Origin of the sequence: Franconibacter helveticus LMG 23732, from assembly GCF_000463115.2 — a bacterium.
Classification (GTDB): Bacteria; Pseudomonadota; Gammaproteobacteria; order Enterobacterales; family Enterobacteriaceae; genus Franconibacter; species Franconibacter helveticus.
On the sequence record NZ_AWFX01000054.1, the window covers coordinates 285,479 to 300,751 of the forward strand.

The following is a 15,273-nucleotide window of genomic DNA, read 5'->3' on the forward strand; positions in this document are numbered from 1 at the left end:
TTTAATAAATTCACTCCTTTTTTTAGCCTGAAATAAAAAGTCGCTGTAAGATGATGGGAACATATTACGATTTTATTTAAAGCAAACTGTTACTCTCACCACAAAAAAATATTTCCTCTGTAGCAATATAAAGCTTACTTGCAGGGGCATAACGCCCGCCATCACTCCCTGAAGCAAGTTATTTGCGCTTTTGCTCATCCACAAATCAATCAAATACACGCTAAAAACCCACACTTTTTGCCACTCCCGCATTTGCCGGAAACCGCACTTTTTAGCATGTGATTATTATCACAAACGACGCCGAAACGGCTCCTTACTATTTACGCGGCCAGAGCCACAACAATAAGGAAATTAAAAATGCCTCTTTTTACTGCGCAGCACGGGCGCGCCGGTGCGTTAGCATTTATTGCCTCGGTACCCCTTTTATTATTCAGCACAACAACGCAAGCGGTCGATCTTGAGCTTAAAAATGCCTTCGGGTCTGTTAATGCAGGTTATGCAAACTGGAACAGTGGTCTTGAAAATGTTCACCGGGGCGAAGTCTGGAAATTAACCGCCGACTTTGGCGCCATATTTAATAAAGGCGAATTTTACTCATTTTATGAAAATAATGTCCTTAATCACGAGGTATCTGGACAGAACTATGTTTTATCCGCGCAAACACATATTCGCCTGTTCAGTTCTGACTATAGCGTGATGGGAAAAGTCTACGGCCAGTTTGATAATACCTGGGGAGACGATCTGGATATGATGTATGGCCTCGGCTACCTGGGCTGGAGCGGCAAATGGGGGTTCTTTAAACCCTATCTCGCTTTTCATAATCAATCTTCCGACTATTACTCACGTCGCCCTGGCATCGGCAGCGCCAGCGGACGCAACGGTTATGTCGCCGGCTGGACGACCGCTTATTTCTTCTCGCTCTGGGATCAATCTTTTGTTTTATCCGACTGGCATGAATTTGAATTCGATCGCAACGACGCCTATGCGGAACAGCAGCATGGAGTCAACGGCATTAACGGCGGCCTGACGCTGACGTGGAAGTTTTACCCTCATCTTAAGGCCAGCTTCACCTGGCGTTATTTCAAAAACAAGTTGGGGTACGACGGCTTTGGCGATCAGCTGATCTACATGCTGGGTTATGAGTTTTAATTCTTTGTTAATAAGGACATCATTATGCATAAGCGAATGCTGGCAAGCCTGGTTAGCCTGTTACTTTCCACCAGCGTGATGGCGCAAGCGCCGTCGACATCTTCCAGTGGCACCACTAAACAGCCTAACGTGATTATCATCATGGCGGACGATCTGGGCTATGGCGACCTTGGCGTTTACGGGCATCCTGTCGTCAAAACCCCAAACATCGATAAGCTGGCGCAGCAGGGAATGCGTTTTACGGAATACTACGCGCCGGCGCCGCTCTGCTCCCCGTCCCGCGCCGGCCTGTTAACAGGACGCACGCCGTTTCGTACCGGCATACGCTCCTGGATCCCTTCAGGCGGCAAAAACGTGGCGCTGGGCCGCAATGAAAAAACCATCGCCAGTTACCTGAAAGAACAGGGTTACGACACGGCGATGATGGGCAAGCTTCACCTGAATGCAGGCGCCAACCGCACCGATCAGCCGCAGGCAAAAGATATGGGCTTTGATTATTCGCTGGTCAACGCGGCGGGGTTCGTTACCAGCGATCTGGATAAAGTCAAAGAGCGTCCGCGTTATGGGGTGGTTTACCCCAATGGCTTTTATCGTAACGGCAAGCCCATCGGCGCAGTAAACCAGATCAGTGGCGAACTGGTCAGCAGCGAGGCGATTCACTGGCTGGATAATCGCAAAGATAATAAGCCGTTTTTCTTATATGTCGCTTTTACCGAGGTGCACACTCCCCTCGCCTCGCCGCAAAAATATCTCGATATGTATAAAGATTTCATGACGGATTATGAACGTCAGCATCAGGATCTTTTTTATGCAGACTGGACGGATAAACCCTGGCGCGGCGCAGGGGAATATTACGCGAATATCAGCTACCTCGATGAGCAGGTCGGCAAAGTCCTCGATAAAGTGAAAGCCATGGGGGAAGAAGAAAACACCATTATTCTTTTCACCAGCGACAACGGGCCGGTAACACGCGAAGCGCGGAAATGGTATGAGCTTAATATGGCAGGCGAAACCAACGGCTTACGCGGAAGAAAAGATAATCTCTGGGAAGGCGGCATACGTGTTCCAGCCATTATTAAATATGGCGATCATATTAAAGCCGGTACGGTTTCCGATACGCCTGTCACCGGACTCGATATTCTGCCAACGCTTGCCGACATGCTGCATTTTTCGCTTCCTGCCGATCGCGCTATAGATGGCGAATCCATCAGGCCGGTGCTGGAAGAGAAAACGCTTAAACGCCAAAAGCCGCTTATCTGGTCAATTGATATGCCATACCAGGACGATCCTACTGATATGTGGGCGATTCGCGAAGGCGACTGGAAAATGATTTTCGACCGGAACGCGAAGCCAAAATATCTTTATAACCTGAAAACTGACCCCGGCGAGGTGAGCAACCAGCTTGGCAAACAGCCCGGGCTTGAAAAACAGCTTATCGCCAGCTTTGAGCGCTATAAAAATGACATTGATAACGATGCGTTAATGCGCGCCCGCGGCGAAAAGCCGGAGCCTGTAGACTGGAATTAATATCAATTACGTAATTTGTGGCGCCGGCTCCGCTACCTGCTTGAGGCGGAAAAGGCGCCGGTTATTTCCTGCGATGGATATTTCTCGTGATAAAGAAAAGCTGTCATGTAATGGCCAAGCCTGCGGGCGCGGCCTGTAACCTGGGTTGCGATTACTGTTTTTATCTGGAAAAAGCGCAGCTGTATCCGCAACGTAAGCAAAAGCGTATGGATGACGCCACCCTCGCGTGCTTTATCGAGCAGCATATAAAGGCGCAAGAGACAGAAGAGGTGATCTTCGCCTGGCAAGGCGGCGAGCCGACGCTTGCTGGCATCGACTTTTATCAACGCGCGGTGGCCTTACAGGAAAAGCATGCTCAGGGTAAGCGAGTAATCAATACGTTTCAGACGAACGGCATGCTGATAAACGACGAGTGGTGCCGCTTTTTTAAAAAGCATCAGTTTCTTATCGGCATTTCTGTCGATGGCGACGCTGAACTGCACGACGGCTGGCGTAAAACCCGTTCGGGAAAACCAACGCACGACCGCGTGGTCAACGCCATTCATTTACTGGCGAAGCAGGAAATCGAATTTAATACCCTGACGGTTGTAAACAACATTAACGTGCGCCACCCCTTGCGCGTTTACGATTACCTTAAATCGCTCGGCAGCCGGGATATGCAGTTTATCCCTTTACTTGAGCGCTACTACCCCGCAGGCGCCGGTGAAGGGTTAGTGCCGCCCGGTTATCAGGGCGAAGCGGTTATCGCTCCCTGGTCCGTGCCCGGCGAAGAATTTGGCGTGTTTCTGAAAACCATTTTTTACTCGTGGATACGCAAGGATATAGGCGACATAAGCATTCAGCTTTTTGACCAGGCGTTCGCCGCATGGTGCGGCTTGCCTGCGCAGATTTGTGTTTTTGCCGAGCATTGCGGCAGCGCGCTGGCGCTGGAAATGAACGGCGACGTTTACCAGTGCGATCACTATGTCTGGCCGCAATACCGGCTTGGAAATATTCATACCACCTCCATTGCCCGGATGCGCGATGGCGCTGCAAACCAGGCTTTCGCGCGCGCTAAAAGTCTGAACCTGAGCAGCGATTGCAAACATTGCCCGTTCAACTTCGCCTGCTTTGGCGGCTGCCCTAAACACCGGATCCTGCCTTCCGCCTGCGGCGAGCAGAATAAAAACTACTTTTGCGCTGGCTATAAAGCCTTTTTCCACTACATCACCCCCTATATGTTGATGCTCAAATCCTTATGGGAACACGGGCGCTCCCCGGCTGAATTGAAATTGTTGATTACCTGAGTGAACCCTAATGCTGGCCGCTGATATCTTTCGCTATACCGACGTCAACGCCTGTAAAACGTTCGGCTGTCCCAACTTTGGCGTGTTAAACAGCCCCTTGTATGCGCTACGCGGACAAAACATTTTATGTCAGGCCTGCGGTTTTCATTTTCCCGTGATCAGCGCAGCGGCACTTAATGCTTTTAAACTCCAGGTTAACCGCAGCTACCAGGGGCTTATCTGGGCATGCGCCCACTGCGGAAAACGCGACGGGTTAACTCGTCACGGCTATACGCAAAGCGGGCAACAGCGGGTGCGTTGCGCCAGCTGTCGCAGCACCTTTGCCTGGTACGAACATGCCCGGCTCCCGGCGCGTCTCTCCTCGCTCGCCGGGGCGATTCGTGCAGGCCAGCCGCTACGCGAGTTGAGCGGGTTCGACAGTAAAATGACGGGCCGGGATCTCCAGCAACTGGCCTTTTCCGCACGCTTAGCCTGCGCTGCTACGCCGCCTTTTACCCTGGAAACCTTCCTCGCCACCGCTGCCTTTAGCATTAACTTTAACGGCTCGCCAAATCGCCTTTATGTGATCGTTACCGTTGAGAAAAAGAGCGACAGGGTCATCGCCATTACCACGAATTACGCGCCGCGTTCTGAACACATTTCTTTTGAATATCGTTACAGCGCAAATGATGAGGAGCTCATCGTCTCCAGGGAACCGCTGACACGGATTTTCGCCAAAGATCGGGTAATGAAACGACGGGCGCTTTTTTTTGATACCCGTTACGGTGCTGCGCGCCTAAAAATTAACGATGCGGGGGTTATCGTTAAACCCGTGCTGGCGGCATATCGCCATTTTGAAGTGGTTAAATCGCTGACGCAAAACGCGTTTTTATATGTGCAACATTATATAGAACATGAGTGTTTTATTTATGGAGGTTGCCTGATGGCCAACCGTGAAGAAGTAGCGACCGGCCATTGCCATATCGCCTTTGTTTATGAAAAGGGAAACAGGACGCCGCAACAACCCTTTCGCTCGCAAATCATCACTTCGCGGCTTATATGGAATGACGTCTGGCGCTGTTTTTCGCAACCCGATTATCAGATGGCGGTCTGTAGCCTGACGGGGCAGCAGCGTAGTAGCGAATTACGCCAGGCCACTTTGCAGCCTGCGCAACGGTTTATCGATTTTATTCTGCGTCACCCTTTTTACCCGCAACTGGTTCGCCTTTCGCCCGCCAATGTCAGTGCCGTACTGGAGTTTCTGGCAGCGGAGTATAATCAGGGCGCGCATAATTCGTGACCGCTTTGCTGAGACTATTCCCAAAGAGAGCATGCGGGCGATAAGAAAAACTACACTTGTTTCGTGTACTTACTACTCCCGGTAAGCACAACATAAGTGGATTCCCTGATAAGGTTAACCTGCCTGTGGGCAGGTTTTTTTTTGCGCCGGGATTTAACAAATTGCCTTTCGGTTTTATAATAAAACCATCTGTACCCGAGAGGTGATGATGAAAAGAAAAAGTTTAGAAGACAGCCAGTGTCCGGTTGCGCGGTCGCTCGACATTATAGGCGACTGGTGGTCATTGCTGATTGTGCGTGACGCCCTGCGCGGACTGACCCGCTTCGGCGAATTTCAGAAAAGCCTGGGCATCGCTAAAAATATGCTGACGGTTCGCCTGCGCCAGTTGGTTGACGAAGGCATACTGGAAATGCGCCCCGCTTCTGATGGCTCTGCATGGCAGGAATATGTTCTCACCGAGCGAGGACGCGCATTACAAACCGTGCTGGTAGCCCTCTCTCAGTGGGGCAATGCCTTTTTGTTCGAGGGGTGTGAGAAAGGCAGCGTTCTGGTCGACCGCATTAACCAGCGACCGCTCCGACCCTTGCAGCTTCTGGCCGATGATGGCCGTGAGCTTAGCCCTGATGAGATAGAACTGCTTCCTTCCGCTTCCGCAACGAGCGCCTGATCCAAAGGCGCTTTTTTTCTCTTTTCCCTACCTTTATTGCGAAATAAAAAAAACAGCAAAAATGGTTGCATTATTAAACCATATAGGCCAGGCTGAAATTAGTTTAATAATGCAACCTAATTCAGGAGAGTATCATGACCGCTTCCCGTTCCGCCGCGCTGATTACCGGCGCTTCTTCCGGCATTGGCGCTGTTTATGCCGACCGTCTCGCCGCGCGCGGCTACGATTTGTTCCTTATTGCCCGTCGTGAAGCACGTCTGCACGAACTGGCGACACGGTTACAAGCCGCCTACAACATCAAAGTGACCACGCTGCGCGCCGATCTCACCCAGGAAGCGGACATCCGGGCTGTGGAAGCGCTTTTAAGCGATACCCCTGCGATTTCAGTGCTGGTGAATAACGCCGGAACGGCGCAGATAGGCTCTTTTCTCAGCCACAGCGCCCAGGCGCATCAGGACATTATCACGCTCAATATCACCGCGCTGACGCGCCTCACGCTTGCAGCGCTGGCGCGCTTTAAGGCGCAAGACCGGGGCGCGATTATTAATATCGCGTCGGTGTTGGCGCTTCACGCTTCCGATACCAGCGCCCTTTACAGCGGCACCAAAGGCTATGTGTTTAATTTCACCCGGGGCTTGCAGGCTGAATTTGCCGATACGGGCGTGCGGTTGCAGGCAGTGCTGCCAGCGGCAACCGCAACGGAAATCTGGGAAATCTCCGGCGTTTCGCCGGAAAACCTGCCTGCGGGTTCGGTAATGAAAACCGAAGATTTAGTGGATTCAGCCCTGGCGGGCTTTGATGCTGGCGAAGCGATTACTATTCCGCCGCTACATGATGAAGCGCTCTGGCAGCGTTACGAAGAGGCACGGCTGGCGATTTACGCCGCTGCCCGTACCGGCACGCCGGCGCCGCGCTACCTGCGGTGATCAAGAAGGCCACCGGCAGCGTCGGTGGCCTTATTTTTATGCCGCGTCACTCTCTACAACCTGAACGGACGCTTCAGGTTCATTAACCCAAATCACCAGCAGTCGCCAGGAGACGGCCAGCACGGCTGGGCCAATGAACAGGCCAACCATGCCGAAAGCAAGCAGTCCGCCGATAACGCCGCCTAAAATAAGTATCATCGGGATCTCTGCACCGCGACGAATTAAAAATGGACGCAGAATATTATCCATGCTGCCTGCTACCAGGCTCCACAGAAGCAACAGTGTCCCCCACCCCGTTTCGCCCTGCCAGTAGAGCCATGCTGTGGCAGGCAGCATAATGACTATCGGCCCCAGTTGCGCAAGACAGAGGATAAATATCAACAAGGTTAACAGCAGCGCGCCGGGGATGCCGCACAAAGCCAGGCCAACGCCGCCGAGTACGGACTGGCATACCGCGGTAACCACAATACCGGACGCAACCGCACGAATGGTTTGCCCTGCCAGTTTCACCGCGATATCTCCTCGGGTTCCCGCAAGACGATGGGCGAAACGGCTTAGCGCCAGCGCCACCTTTTCGCCGTTCGAATAAAGCAGCGCGCTGAGCGCCAGCATCATAATGCCGTTAATCACAAGTTGCCCCAGATGGCCCAGTTGCGCCAGCAACACAAGCGCCGCATGGCGCAGCCAGGGTTGAAGGTGAGCGATAAGTGAGTGTCCGTGATCGGCCAGCATAACCTGCCAGCGGGAATAGAGTTTCGCGCCGATAAACGGCACCTGGTGGAGGAACTCGCCGCTAAGCAAAAGCGGTACTTTATCCGATTCCAGCCACTGACTAAGCCGCGCGCTCAGTTCCATCATGCTGTCAGCCATAAACAGCAACGGCATCATGAACAAAGCAATCAGTAATAACGTCATGACCAGCACTGCGGGCGTGCGCTTTCGCCCCATCCACTGCTGGATGCGAAGCATGACAGGCCAGGTCGCAATCACGACCAGTCCAGCCCAAATCAAACTGATTAAAAAAGGCCGCAGCAGCCACAGACTAACCAGCAGCATACTGAACACGGCAAGCGAGCCAAAAATAATTCTCGGCAAATCATATTTAGGCAATGTGAACGACATTTTATTTTTTCCTGAAGAGAAGCGCGGCGCCAGACGCCGCAAACAGACGCAGCAAAAGCAAAGCGGCCGATAATTAAATCATCAAAGCGAATAGCGTCGTTGAACATAACGGGCGATAAACAAAACAGCCTCGCCTGAGGCGCTAACTATCAGAATCAGTTAACAATGCATTCATATAAATTATCACTTCATTTTTTAAATATGATTTATATATATTCCGCGGTTTCTTATTTTTCACTTCGTAGCGAGGAACTGTGCAGAAATAAGCGTTACTATTCGCCACGCCATTAAAATGGCAGGCTGATTCAGGCAACTCTCAATAAAAAGCGTTAAACAGGAAACCTATGAGTAATTTTATTCTTTTTTCCGCAAATACATTCTGCGCTGGAATGGCTTAAAGGCCATAGTCATGTGGTGCTTCAGTTTGGCTGGAATAGTGTCGCCGCGTTTATTTTATTTTGTATCGGGAAAAGGCTTTCCCGGCTGCTGGCGAGCGGGCTGGAAGCATTGCTGATTTGCCGCTGGGGTGACTGGGCATTGTAACGTTTTCTGTTATCGCGGTGACAGGCGCTGCGGGGTTTGCTGTCGGGGTAATTCCAGACGGCGAAATGCTCGCCGACAGTATGGTGAATTACTCTCGCCATCCGTTTCGTGCTTTAAGCCTGATGCTACGATTTCGCGCAATCATGGCTGATAACCTGCCGTGAACCCAGCCAGACCGGCGCGGTTACCTGCAAGGCAGGATATATCGTCGCGTAAACGAAAAAGGGGTCGCCTTTCGGCAACCCCTTGAATTTGATGGCGGAAGCGCAGAGATTCGAACTCTGGAACCCTTTCGGGTCGCCGGTTTTCAAGACCGGTGCCTTCAACCGCTCGGCCACACTTCCGCAATGACGCGAACTATAAACATCCCTATGCAGCCTGTAAAGCCCGAATGTGTTCGTTTGCCGCAAAAACAGACAAAAAACCGTTATTTGCCTGAATTAACAACAAAGTGAGCAGGATTTCAGCAACAATTCAGGCCTCATCATAAGGGCTGCTAACTCAGTGCTTCAGGATGTACATATCTTTGGTATAGAAGTAGCCCAGATTGTTTGAGTAAAAACCGCCGACCCAGGGCTTAACCAGGTGCGTGCGAACATAGTGGTAAAGCGGGATCGCAGGGACTTCCTGCCCCAGGATAGTTTCCGCCTGTTGGTAGTATTTGCCGCGCTCTGCTGCGTCGGCCGCTTTGGCGGCGCTGGCCAGCGCGTCGTCATACGCCTTATTGCTGAAGCGGGAAGTGTTTTGGCTGTCGCCGGTGCGGAAGTTATTCAGGAAAGTAGACGCGTCGTCATAATCCGCATTCCAGGAATAGCGCACCACGTCAAAATTACCGGTGTGTTTGGTATCAAGCATGGTTTTCCATTCCTGGTTTTGCAGCTTCACCGTCACGCCGAGATTTTTCTGCCACATAGAGCTCGCAGCGATGGCAATACGATGGTGGGACTCCATGGTGTTATAGAGCAGATTAAATTGCAGCGGGTGTTGTGCTGTGAAGCCTGCGGCCTCCAGCAGCTTTTTCGCTTCGGCGATGCGCTTTTCGCGCGGCCAGCTGGCGTAATCCGGCGGCGCTATTTTTGCCCCGCCGATTTCCGGCTGGCTCAGCACCCAGGCGGGGCGCTGCCCCTGGGCCAGAACTTTATCGGCGATAATGTCTTTATCCAGCGCCATATTGAGCGCGCGGCGAACGCGGGCATCGTTAAACGGCGGGCGGGTAGTGTTGAACTCGTAATAATAGGTCGCGAGCAGCGGCGAGACGCTAACTTCGTCCGGAAGCGTTTTTTTAAGCTGGGCGAACTGGTTAATGGGAATCGTGTTAGTGATGTCGATTTCGCCAGCCTTATAGCGGTTCACGTCTGCCGTTTCTGAAGAAATGGGCAGCCAGGTGACTTTATTAATGACAGTATGCGCATCGTCCCAGTAGCGTTTGTTTCGCTCCCCTACCACCTTCTCATTTACCACCCAGTCGATAACCTTATACGCGCCGCTGCCGACAAAGTGCTCCGGTCTCGCCCATTTATCACCAAAGCGCTGCACCGCCGTTTTATCAATGGGCACCAACGAAGGGTGCGCGAGCATGGAAAGAAAGGCGGCGGTCGGCTGCGTGAGCGTCACCTGGACGGTATTATCATCGAGCGCTTTGACGCCGAGCGCAGACGGCGGCTTTTTGCCGTTGGCGATCTCTGCTGCGTTTTCAATATTCATATTCCCCGGGTAGCTGGCGTAAGGGGAAACTGTTTTCGGATCGACAAGCCGTTGCCAGCTCCAGACAATATCTTCGGCTGTAATCGGTTCGCCGTCAGACCAGGTAATGCCTTTTCGCAGGTGGAACGTCCAGACGGTGTTGTTCTGGTTTTCCCACTTTTCCGCCAGCCGCGGCTCAACAGAACCGTCGCGTTTGACCGCCACCAGCCCTTCAAAAACGTCGCTGATAATATTGAATTCAACGTCGCTTTCTACTTTATGCGGATCCAGCGAGGCGGGTTCGCTGCCATTGTTACGCACCAGTTCCTGCTTTTGCGCCAATTCCGTCCCCTGCGGAACGGTAGCGGCATAAGCGCCTGAACCAGCAGTTGCGATCCCTGCCGCAAATAAAGCCATTAATCGTGAGTGTTGTTTCATTATGATTTACGCACCTTTTTGTTATGAATCAGGGGTTCGTTAACACTCTTAGTTGCGGGTAGCAGGGAAAGCAATAATTTTCAGTCACCTATAAGAGGGAGATCTGATAATTTATTGGTAGTTGACATCTTGCGGCCCCGGCGTTTTCGCCTTCACAAAACGGTTGTTTTTATTCAGATAAAACTGAGTAAAGATGGGTAAAAGCGCTTTTGCCGCCAGGCCTTCAGGCTCTATGCTCTGCCACTGATTCCCTGCAATGTGAGAATGACTCATGGATCGCATAATTACCTCTGCTCGCGACAGACAATCGCTGCTTAGCACGCATAAAGTGCTGCGAAATACTTACTTCCTCTTAAGCCTGACGCTGGCGTTTTCCGCCATTACCGCAACCGCCAGCACGGTGCTGATGCTGCCTTCTCCGGGCATTATCCTGACGCTTGTCGGCATGTATGGTCTGATGTTTCTGACCTATCGCCTGGCGAATAAACCCACCGGCATTCTGGCGGCGTTCGCCTTTACCGGTTTCCTGGGCTACATCCTCGGTCCGATGCTGAATACCTATCTTTCAGCGGGCATGGGCGATGTGATTGCCCTGGCGCTCGGCGGCACCGCGCTGGTGTTTTTTGCCTGCTCGGCTTATGTGCTGACTACGCGCAAGGATATGTCTTTCCTGGGCGGCATGCTGATGGCTGGCGTTGTGGTCGTGCTTATCGGCATGCTGGCGAATATCTTCCTGCAACTGCCCGCGTTGCATCTGGCTATCAGCGCCGTGTTTATCCTGATCTCTTCAGGCGCCATCCTGTTTGAGACCAGCAATATCATTCACGGCGGAGAGACCAACTATATTCGCGCAACGGTCAGCCTTTACGTTTCGCTGTATAACATCTTTGTCAGCCTGCTCAGCATTCTCGGCTTCGCCAGCCGCGATTAAGCAGTGATAAGGTGATACCCAAGCCCCGCACTTTGCGGGGCTTTGTTTTTGGCGCGCGGAAAATTTGCTACACTGCACGCCGTTTGACGAACGGGTCCGGAATGTATGTTGACGTTTGAAGGCAAAGAAATTGAAACCGATAGCGAAGGCTATCTGAAACAGACCACCGACTGGAGCGAAGGGCTAGCGCAAGTTATCGCCGAAAAAGAAAATATCGCGCTTTCGCCGGAACACTGGGAAGTGGTGCGCTTCGTGCGTGATTTTTATTTAGAATTTAACACCTCGCCCGCTATTCGTATGCTGGTGAAAGCGATGGCGAATAAATTTGGCGAAGAGAAAGGCAACAGCCGCTATCTCTACCGTCTTTTCCCGAAAGGCCCGGCTAAACAGGCGACGAAAATCGCCGGCCTGCCTAAACCGGTAAAGTGCATTTAATAGCGAATGCCGAAGTTGTTCCATTCGCGCTCGGGCTGATGCGGCTCCGTCAGCACCTTCTCTACCCGGGCGCTACGCGGACCGCCAGCTTTTAGCCAGGCGATGAGCTGGTCCACCTTTTCCGCCTCGCCGCAGGCTACAACCTCGACGCTGCCGTCGTCCAGATTTCGGGCATAACCTTTCAGCCCCAGCCGCTGCGCCTCATGCTGCGTGCTGTAGCGAAAGCCAACGCCCTGAACAAGGCCGTGTACCCAGGCGATAGTGCATACTGTCGACATATCCTCTCTCCTTTAGCTGGCGGGCTTGATTGCATTTCCCGGCCAGAGTCAGGAGAATGTCGCCCATTTTCTTTACAGAGCAGCATAGCAAATTATGAGTGTACGTTTAGTGTTGCAAAAAAGTAAAACCTGATAAAAAAATCAGTTAATAAAAGCCGCGAAGCCTCATACCGTTTCTTATCCAGCTTAGTCCCTCCGACATGCGAATCACTAAACCAATCCCGTCGCGCCCCAATCGATCGTTTATATAGATCAATTTTATGATATTGATAGCCTTTTCAGATCAATATAAACTGATGTTCGCTGCCAGATTTCTATTCAAAACCACTCCTCTTCACGGCTTGTGGATAAATTTTAATCATTGATAGTGCAAGGAAAGCTTCAAATATGAACTCTGAAAAAATATTAAAAATCATCATGTTGCATATAGCATTGATTTCAAGTGCTTCTACGATAGCCTCTGAAAACCGTAGCTACTTCCATAATATTGAAACCGTAGATGGTCTTCTGAGCCTCCCAAAGAACGAACTTTGCAAGAATGGTGGGCCAACATCAGATGATATAAAGCTCATATTGCTGCATGGCCCTTTGGCGCAATCTATGTACCAAAAGGATCCTGTGACCGCTCGTATGATGATTGATGAACAATCCAAAAAAATTCAATCCAAGATAAAAGAAAAATGCGCACTTAATTCAAATACATCTTCACGTAATATCACAAAAGAAATGATTAAAGATGAAAATCTAATGTGTAAAAATGGCGCGCCGACAAAGGAGGAGTTAAAAACATATTTAGTCGAGTCACATGGAATAGATATTGATAAACAGTTGCAGACTATTCCTTCTCAATACCGTCTAATGATGGAAGAAGGCGCGAAATTAAAAGGATATACACTTCGTGAAGTTTTTATTGAAGACATTGTCACTGTAACAGCAAAAAAATGGCAAGAGACCTGTAATAAAAAAAATAATTATAATACTAAAAATTCATCTAGCAACCCATCGAAAGCACAACAATCCTATGATGAAGTTGATAAAGAATTAAATAGCCTCTGGAAAAGACTTAGCCCTGAAACACGAAAACGCTTACTCCCTTCCCAAAGAGAATGGATAAAGCAAAAATCCAGTTGCAATAATGAACAGAAATGTCTTACCGACATGACGAACATCCGTATTCATGAACTAGAGTCTGAAAATGAGAAATAACACACTAGCTTTAGTTTTAAAAAATGATTGGGTGACTTCACCTTTGGATCATACCTATAACGGAAAATACACGCTTGGACAATTTCATCTGACAGATACGTTCATCGTAGAATATATGAAACTGATACATGGAATAGAAATACCTGATTCATGGATCAGTAGCTGTTTCACTAACATATCAGATACCAATACCCGTAAGGTTATGTATATGGAAGGTTGCGGTATGTTATCTAAAGACACAATGAATGAGATCCGTAATGCAGTGAAATTTCCTACTGACGACGTGAAAATATATCGCAATGGTAAGAAGATTGTTAAGATAAAATTTATGGAAGATCACAATGAAACAACGAATTGAATGTCGCATAAAACAATCAGTCATAACTGTTGCTATTGCCTTCAGTTTTTACGTGTTTCAGGGGATTGCTATAAACCCATGTCAAGCGAAATCAACTGAAGTAAAACCGACTTCAAACGCAGATACTGTTTCTTTACAACAAACCGCGCAATTATCAAGACCGCCTATCATCGATATACTTCCGAGACTTTACACAGCAGAAGAGGTTTATTCACGATTTAAAGAACATGAGTTTCGGGCAACTAACGATTTCAAAAATTGTCGATTAATGGTTACAGGTAAAGTAGAAAGTATCGGCACTGTTACATTCAGTAATAAGCCGTTAGTTACATTGGATATTTCTGGTTCGAATGAAGGAGTAAAGTTTGTTTTTGAAAATACAGATTATAATAACGATAAGGTAGCAGCGTTAAACGTGGGAGACACAGTAATTATTGCAGGATGGAATGCACGCCCTGGAACATTTGAAGGTATTTTCTTAGATGATTCGCAAATCATGACTAATATGATTTCAAAGAAGAAAAGGCAAATACTGGCTGTAAATGGTGGAATCTATGACAGGGAAATATGCCGTAAATAACATTATTATTGTTTGAGCTAAGATCAATAGCTGATGAATGTGGCTATTGATCTCCACACTCAAGCATATGAGATAAATATATCTAATGGACTAGACTGTATCATCTCTATCCTTCATTCTTTGTTCATACTCAATTTCGGACTCAATCTGTGAAATGGTTTTTCCTGTTTTAATGCCGATTCTTGCCTGTGCCGTTGGTTCATTTGAAAAGTGAATATCAAAGTTGAGTTTTATTCTGTTTGCTTCCGCGCACATTCTAATATAGCCGCGAATCATGTTTTCTTTGAACGTGTACCATCCTCTTCTTTTTCCATCAAACGCAGGAATCACTACTTGACCAAAATCTGGATCTCTAAAATTCCTTAAAATTCTTGATATCCCAGAATCAGTAAGACTCAGGACTTCTTCTTTTGTTTTCCAGGCGACTTGTTCAATGACATTTTGATAAGACCCGCGAATCCCGTAAATATCTCTCAATAAATCTCTAGAGTCAGCTACAGCCCATAGTAGATATGAATAGTTACGATCTCTTGCATAAGTGGCTTTCTCGTATGGTCCACGTAAAGATTGAGCTACAGATGTTACCGCTTCGTTTAAACCGTCAAAAAATAGATGTTCTGTAACACAATCTAGATCTCTTTCATAAGCCAGAACCAGCATTTTTTCACATATGAGGTGAACATAATGGGGATATCCATCACTTATCCCAGCGATTCTGATCCTTAAATCTTCCGGGACTGATAGTCCGAACTCACTGAAAGCTCGATCTATTATCGCAAAACAACCAGAATAGTGTGAATCGCCACGGGTTTAACAGACACCTCAGAGTCATTTAAGATGGCTTAAAGAGAGGTGCCCATGAGCG

17 protein-coding genes and 1 tRNA gene are annotated in these 15,273 nt (G+C 49.2%); 11 read left to right on the forward strand and 7 right to left on the reverse strand.

The window, feature by feature from the left end; all coding sequences use genetic code 11:
• Window positions 1–357: 357 nt before the first annotated feature.
• The 6 genes from DW56_RS19365 (at window position 358) to DW56_RS19390 (ending at window position 6,834) form a co-directional block, all read left to right on the forward strand.
• Entirely contained in the window at window positions 358–1,149 is a 792-nt protein-coding gene (locus DW56_RS19365) for an outer membrane protein OmpK (RefSeq protein ID WP_024554357.1), read from the forward strand.
• A gap of 78 nt (window positions 1,150–1,227) precedes the next feature.
• On the forward strand, window positions 1,228–2,676 hold the full coding sequence (locus tag DW56_RS19370) for a sulfatase family protein (RefSeq protein WP_394372200.1): 1,449 nt from the start codon (window positions 1,228–1,230) through the stop codon (window positions 2,674–2,676).
• 110 nt (window positions 2,677–2,786) lie between these two features.
• A complete protein-coding gene (locus DW56_RS19375) occupies window positions 2,787–3,962 on the forward strand; it encodes an anaerobic sulfatase maturase (RefSeq protein WP_029697358.1) in 1,176 nt (391 codons plus the stop codon).
• A 10-nt stretch (window positions 3,963–3,972) separates the two neighbouring features.
• Window positions 3,973–5,241, forward strand: coding sequence for a cytoplasmic protein (locus tag DW56_RS19380; protein WP_051179317.1), 1,269 nt, complete (start codon window positions 3,973–3,975; stop codon window positions 5,239–5,241).
• Between the two features lie 208 nt (window positions 5,242–5,449).
• Window positions 5,450–5,908, forward strand: coding sequence for a winged helix-turn-helix transcriptional regulator (locus tag DW56_RS19385; RefSeq protein WP_024554353.1), 459 nt, complete (start codon window positions 5,450–5,452; stop codon window positions 5,906–5,908).
• Between the two features lie 134 nt (window positions 5,909–6,042).
• On the forward strand, window positions 6,043–6,834 hold the full coding sequence (locus tag DW56_RS19390; protein ID WP_024554352.1) for an SDR family NAD(P)-dependent oxidoreductase: 792 nt from the start codon (window positions 6,043–6,045) through the stop codon (window positions 6,832–6,834).
• Window positions 6,835–6,870: 36 nt separating this feature from the next.
• Here DW56_RS19390 and ydiK read toward each other — a convergent pair whose 3' ends face one another.
• The 5 genes from ydiK to DW56_RS22955 form a co-directional block, all read right to left on the reverse strand.
• Window positions 6,871–7,956 (reverse strand): AI-2E family transporter YdiK, encoded by a 1,086-nt coding sequence (gene ydiK / locus DW56_RS19395; RefSeq protein WP_024554351.1) that lies wholly within the window; start codon window positions 7,954–7,956, stop codon window positions 6,871–6,873.
• Window positions 7,957–8,375: 419 nt separating this feature from the next.
• The gene (locus tag DW56_RS22535) at window positions 8,376–8,600 is read right to left on the reverse strand and encodes a hypothetical protein (RefSeq protein WP_139152838.1); all 225 of its coding nucleotides are present in this window, start codon (window positions 8,598–8,600) and stop codon (window positions 8,376–8,378) included.
• Between the two features lie 155 nt (window positions 8,601–8,755).
• A tRNA-Ser gene (locus DW56_RS19400) sits at window positions 8,756–8,843 on the reverse strand.
• A gap of 157 nt (window positions 8,844–9,000) precedes the next feature.
• The gene (locus tag DW56_RS19405) at window positions 9,001–10,620 is read right to left on the reverse strand and encodes an ABC transporter substrate-binding protein (RefSeq protein WP_024554350.1); all 1,620 of its coding nucleotides are present in this window, start codon (window positions 10,618–10,620) and stop codon (window positions 9,001–9,003) included.
• A 111-nt stretch (window positions 10,621–10,731) separates the two neighbouring features.
• Window positions 10,732–10,893 carry a hypothetical protein gene (locus tag DW56_RS22955; protein WP_161808556.1) on the reverse strand — a complete coding sequence of 54 codons (162 nt, stop codon included), beginning with the start codon at window positions 10,891–10,893 and terminating at the stop codon, window positions 10,732–10,734.
• On the opposite strand from DW56_RS22955, the gene yccA reads away from it, so the two are divergent.
• Both yccA and tusE read left to right on the forward strand, forming a co-directional pair.
• Window positions 10,892–11,551: an FtsH protease modulator YccA gene (gene yccA, locus DW56_RS19410; protein WP_024554349.1), complete on the forward strand. Its 660-nt coding sequence runs from the start codon at window positions 10,892–10,894 to the stop codon at window positions 11,549–11,551. The genes DW56_RS22955 and yccA overlap by 2 nt on opposite strands.
• A 105-nt stretch (window positions 11,552–11,656) precedes the next feature.
• Window positions 11,657–11,986, forward strand: coding sequence for a sulfurtransferase TusE (gene tusE, locus DW56_RS19415; protein WP_024554348.1), 330 nt, complete (start codon window positions 11,657–11,659; stop codon window positions 11,984–11,986).
• On the opposite strand, the gene yccX is transcribed toward tusE, so the two are convergent.
• The gene (yccX, locus tag DW56_RS19420) at window positions 11,983–12,264 is read right to left on the reverse strand and encodes an acylphosphatase (protein WP_024554347.1); all 282 of its coding nucleotides are present in this window, start codon (window positions 12,262–12,264) and stop codon (window positions 11,983–11,985) included. The two genes, tusE and yccX, sit on opposite strands and share 4 nt — an antisense overlap.
• A gap of 387 nt (window positions 12,265–12,651) precedes the next feature.
• Between yccX and DW56_RS19425 the strand changes: the two genes are divergently transcribed.
• Genes DW56_RS19425 through DW56_RS21930 form a run of 3 tightly spaced genes read left to right on the forward strand, consistent with a single transcriptional unit; the run spans window position 12,652 to window position 14,408 of the window.
• A complete protein-coding gene (locus DW56_RS19425) occupies window positions 12,652–13,470 on the forward strand; it encodes a lysozyme inhibitor LprI family protein (RefSeq protein WP_024554346.1) in 819 nt (272 codons plus the stop codon).
• Window positions 13,460–13,828 (forward strand): hypothetical protein, encoded by a 369-nt coding sequence (locus DW56_RS19430; protein WP_024554345.1) that lies wholly within the window; start codon window positions 13,460–13,462, stop codon window positions 13,826–13,828. The genes DW56_RS19425 and DW56_RS19430 overlap by 11 nt, the downstream gene beginning before the upstream one ends.
• Window positions 13,812–14,408, forward strand: a complete 597-nt coding sequence (locus DW56_RS21930) for an OB-fold protein (protein ID WP_024554344.1) — start codon at window positions 13,812–13,814, stop codon at window positions 14,406–14,408. The genes DW56_RS19430 and DW56_RS21930 overlap by 17 nt, the downstream gene beginning before the upstream one ends.
• 90 nt (window positions 14,409–14,498) lie before the next feature.
• On the opposite strand, the gene DW56_RS19435 is transcribed toward DW56_RS21930, so the two are convergent.
• Window positions 14,499–15,068: a hypothetical protein gene (locus DW56_RS19435; RefSeq protein ID WP_024554343.1), complete on the reverse strand. Its 570-nt coding sequence runs from the start codon at window positions 15,066–15,068 to the stop codon at window positions 14,499–14,501.
• Between the last annotated feature and the right edge of the window lie 205 nt (window positions 15,069–15,273).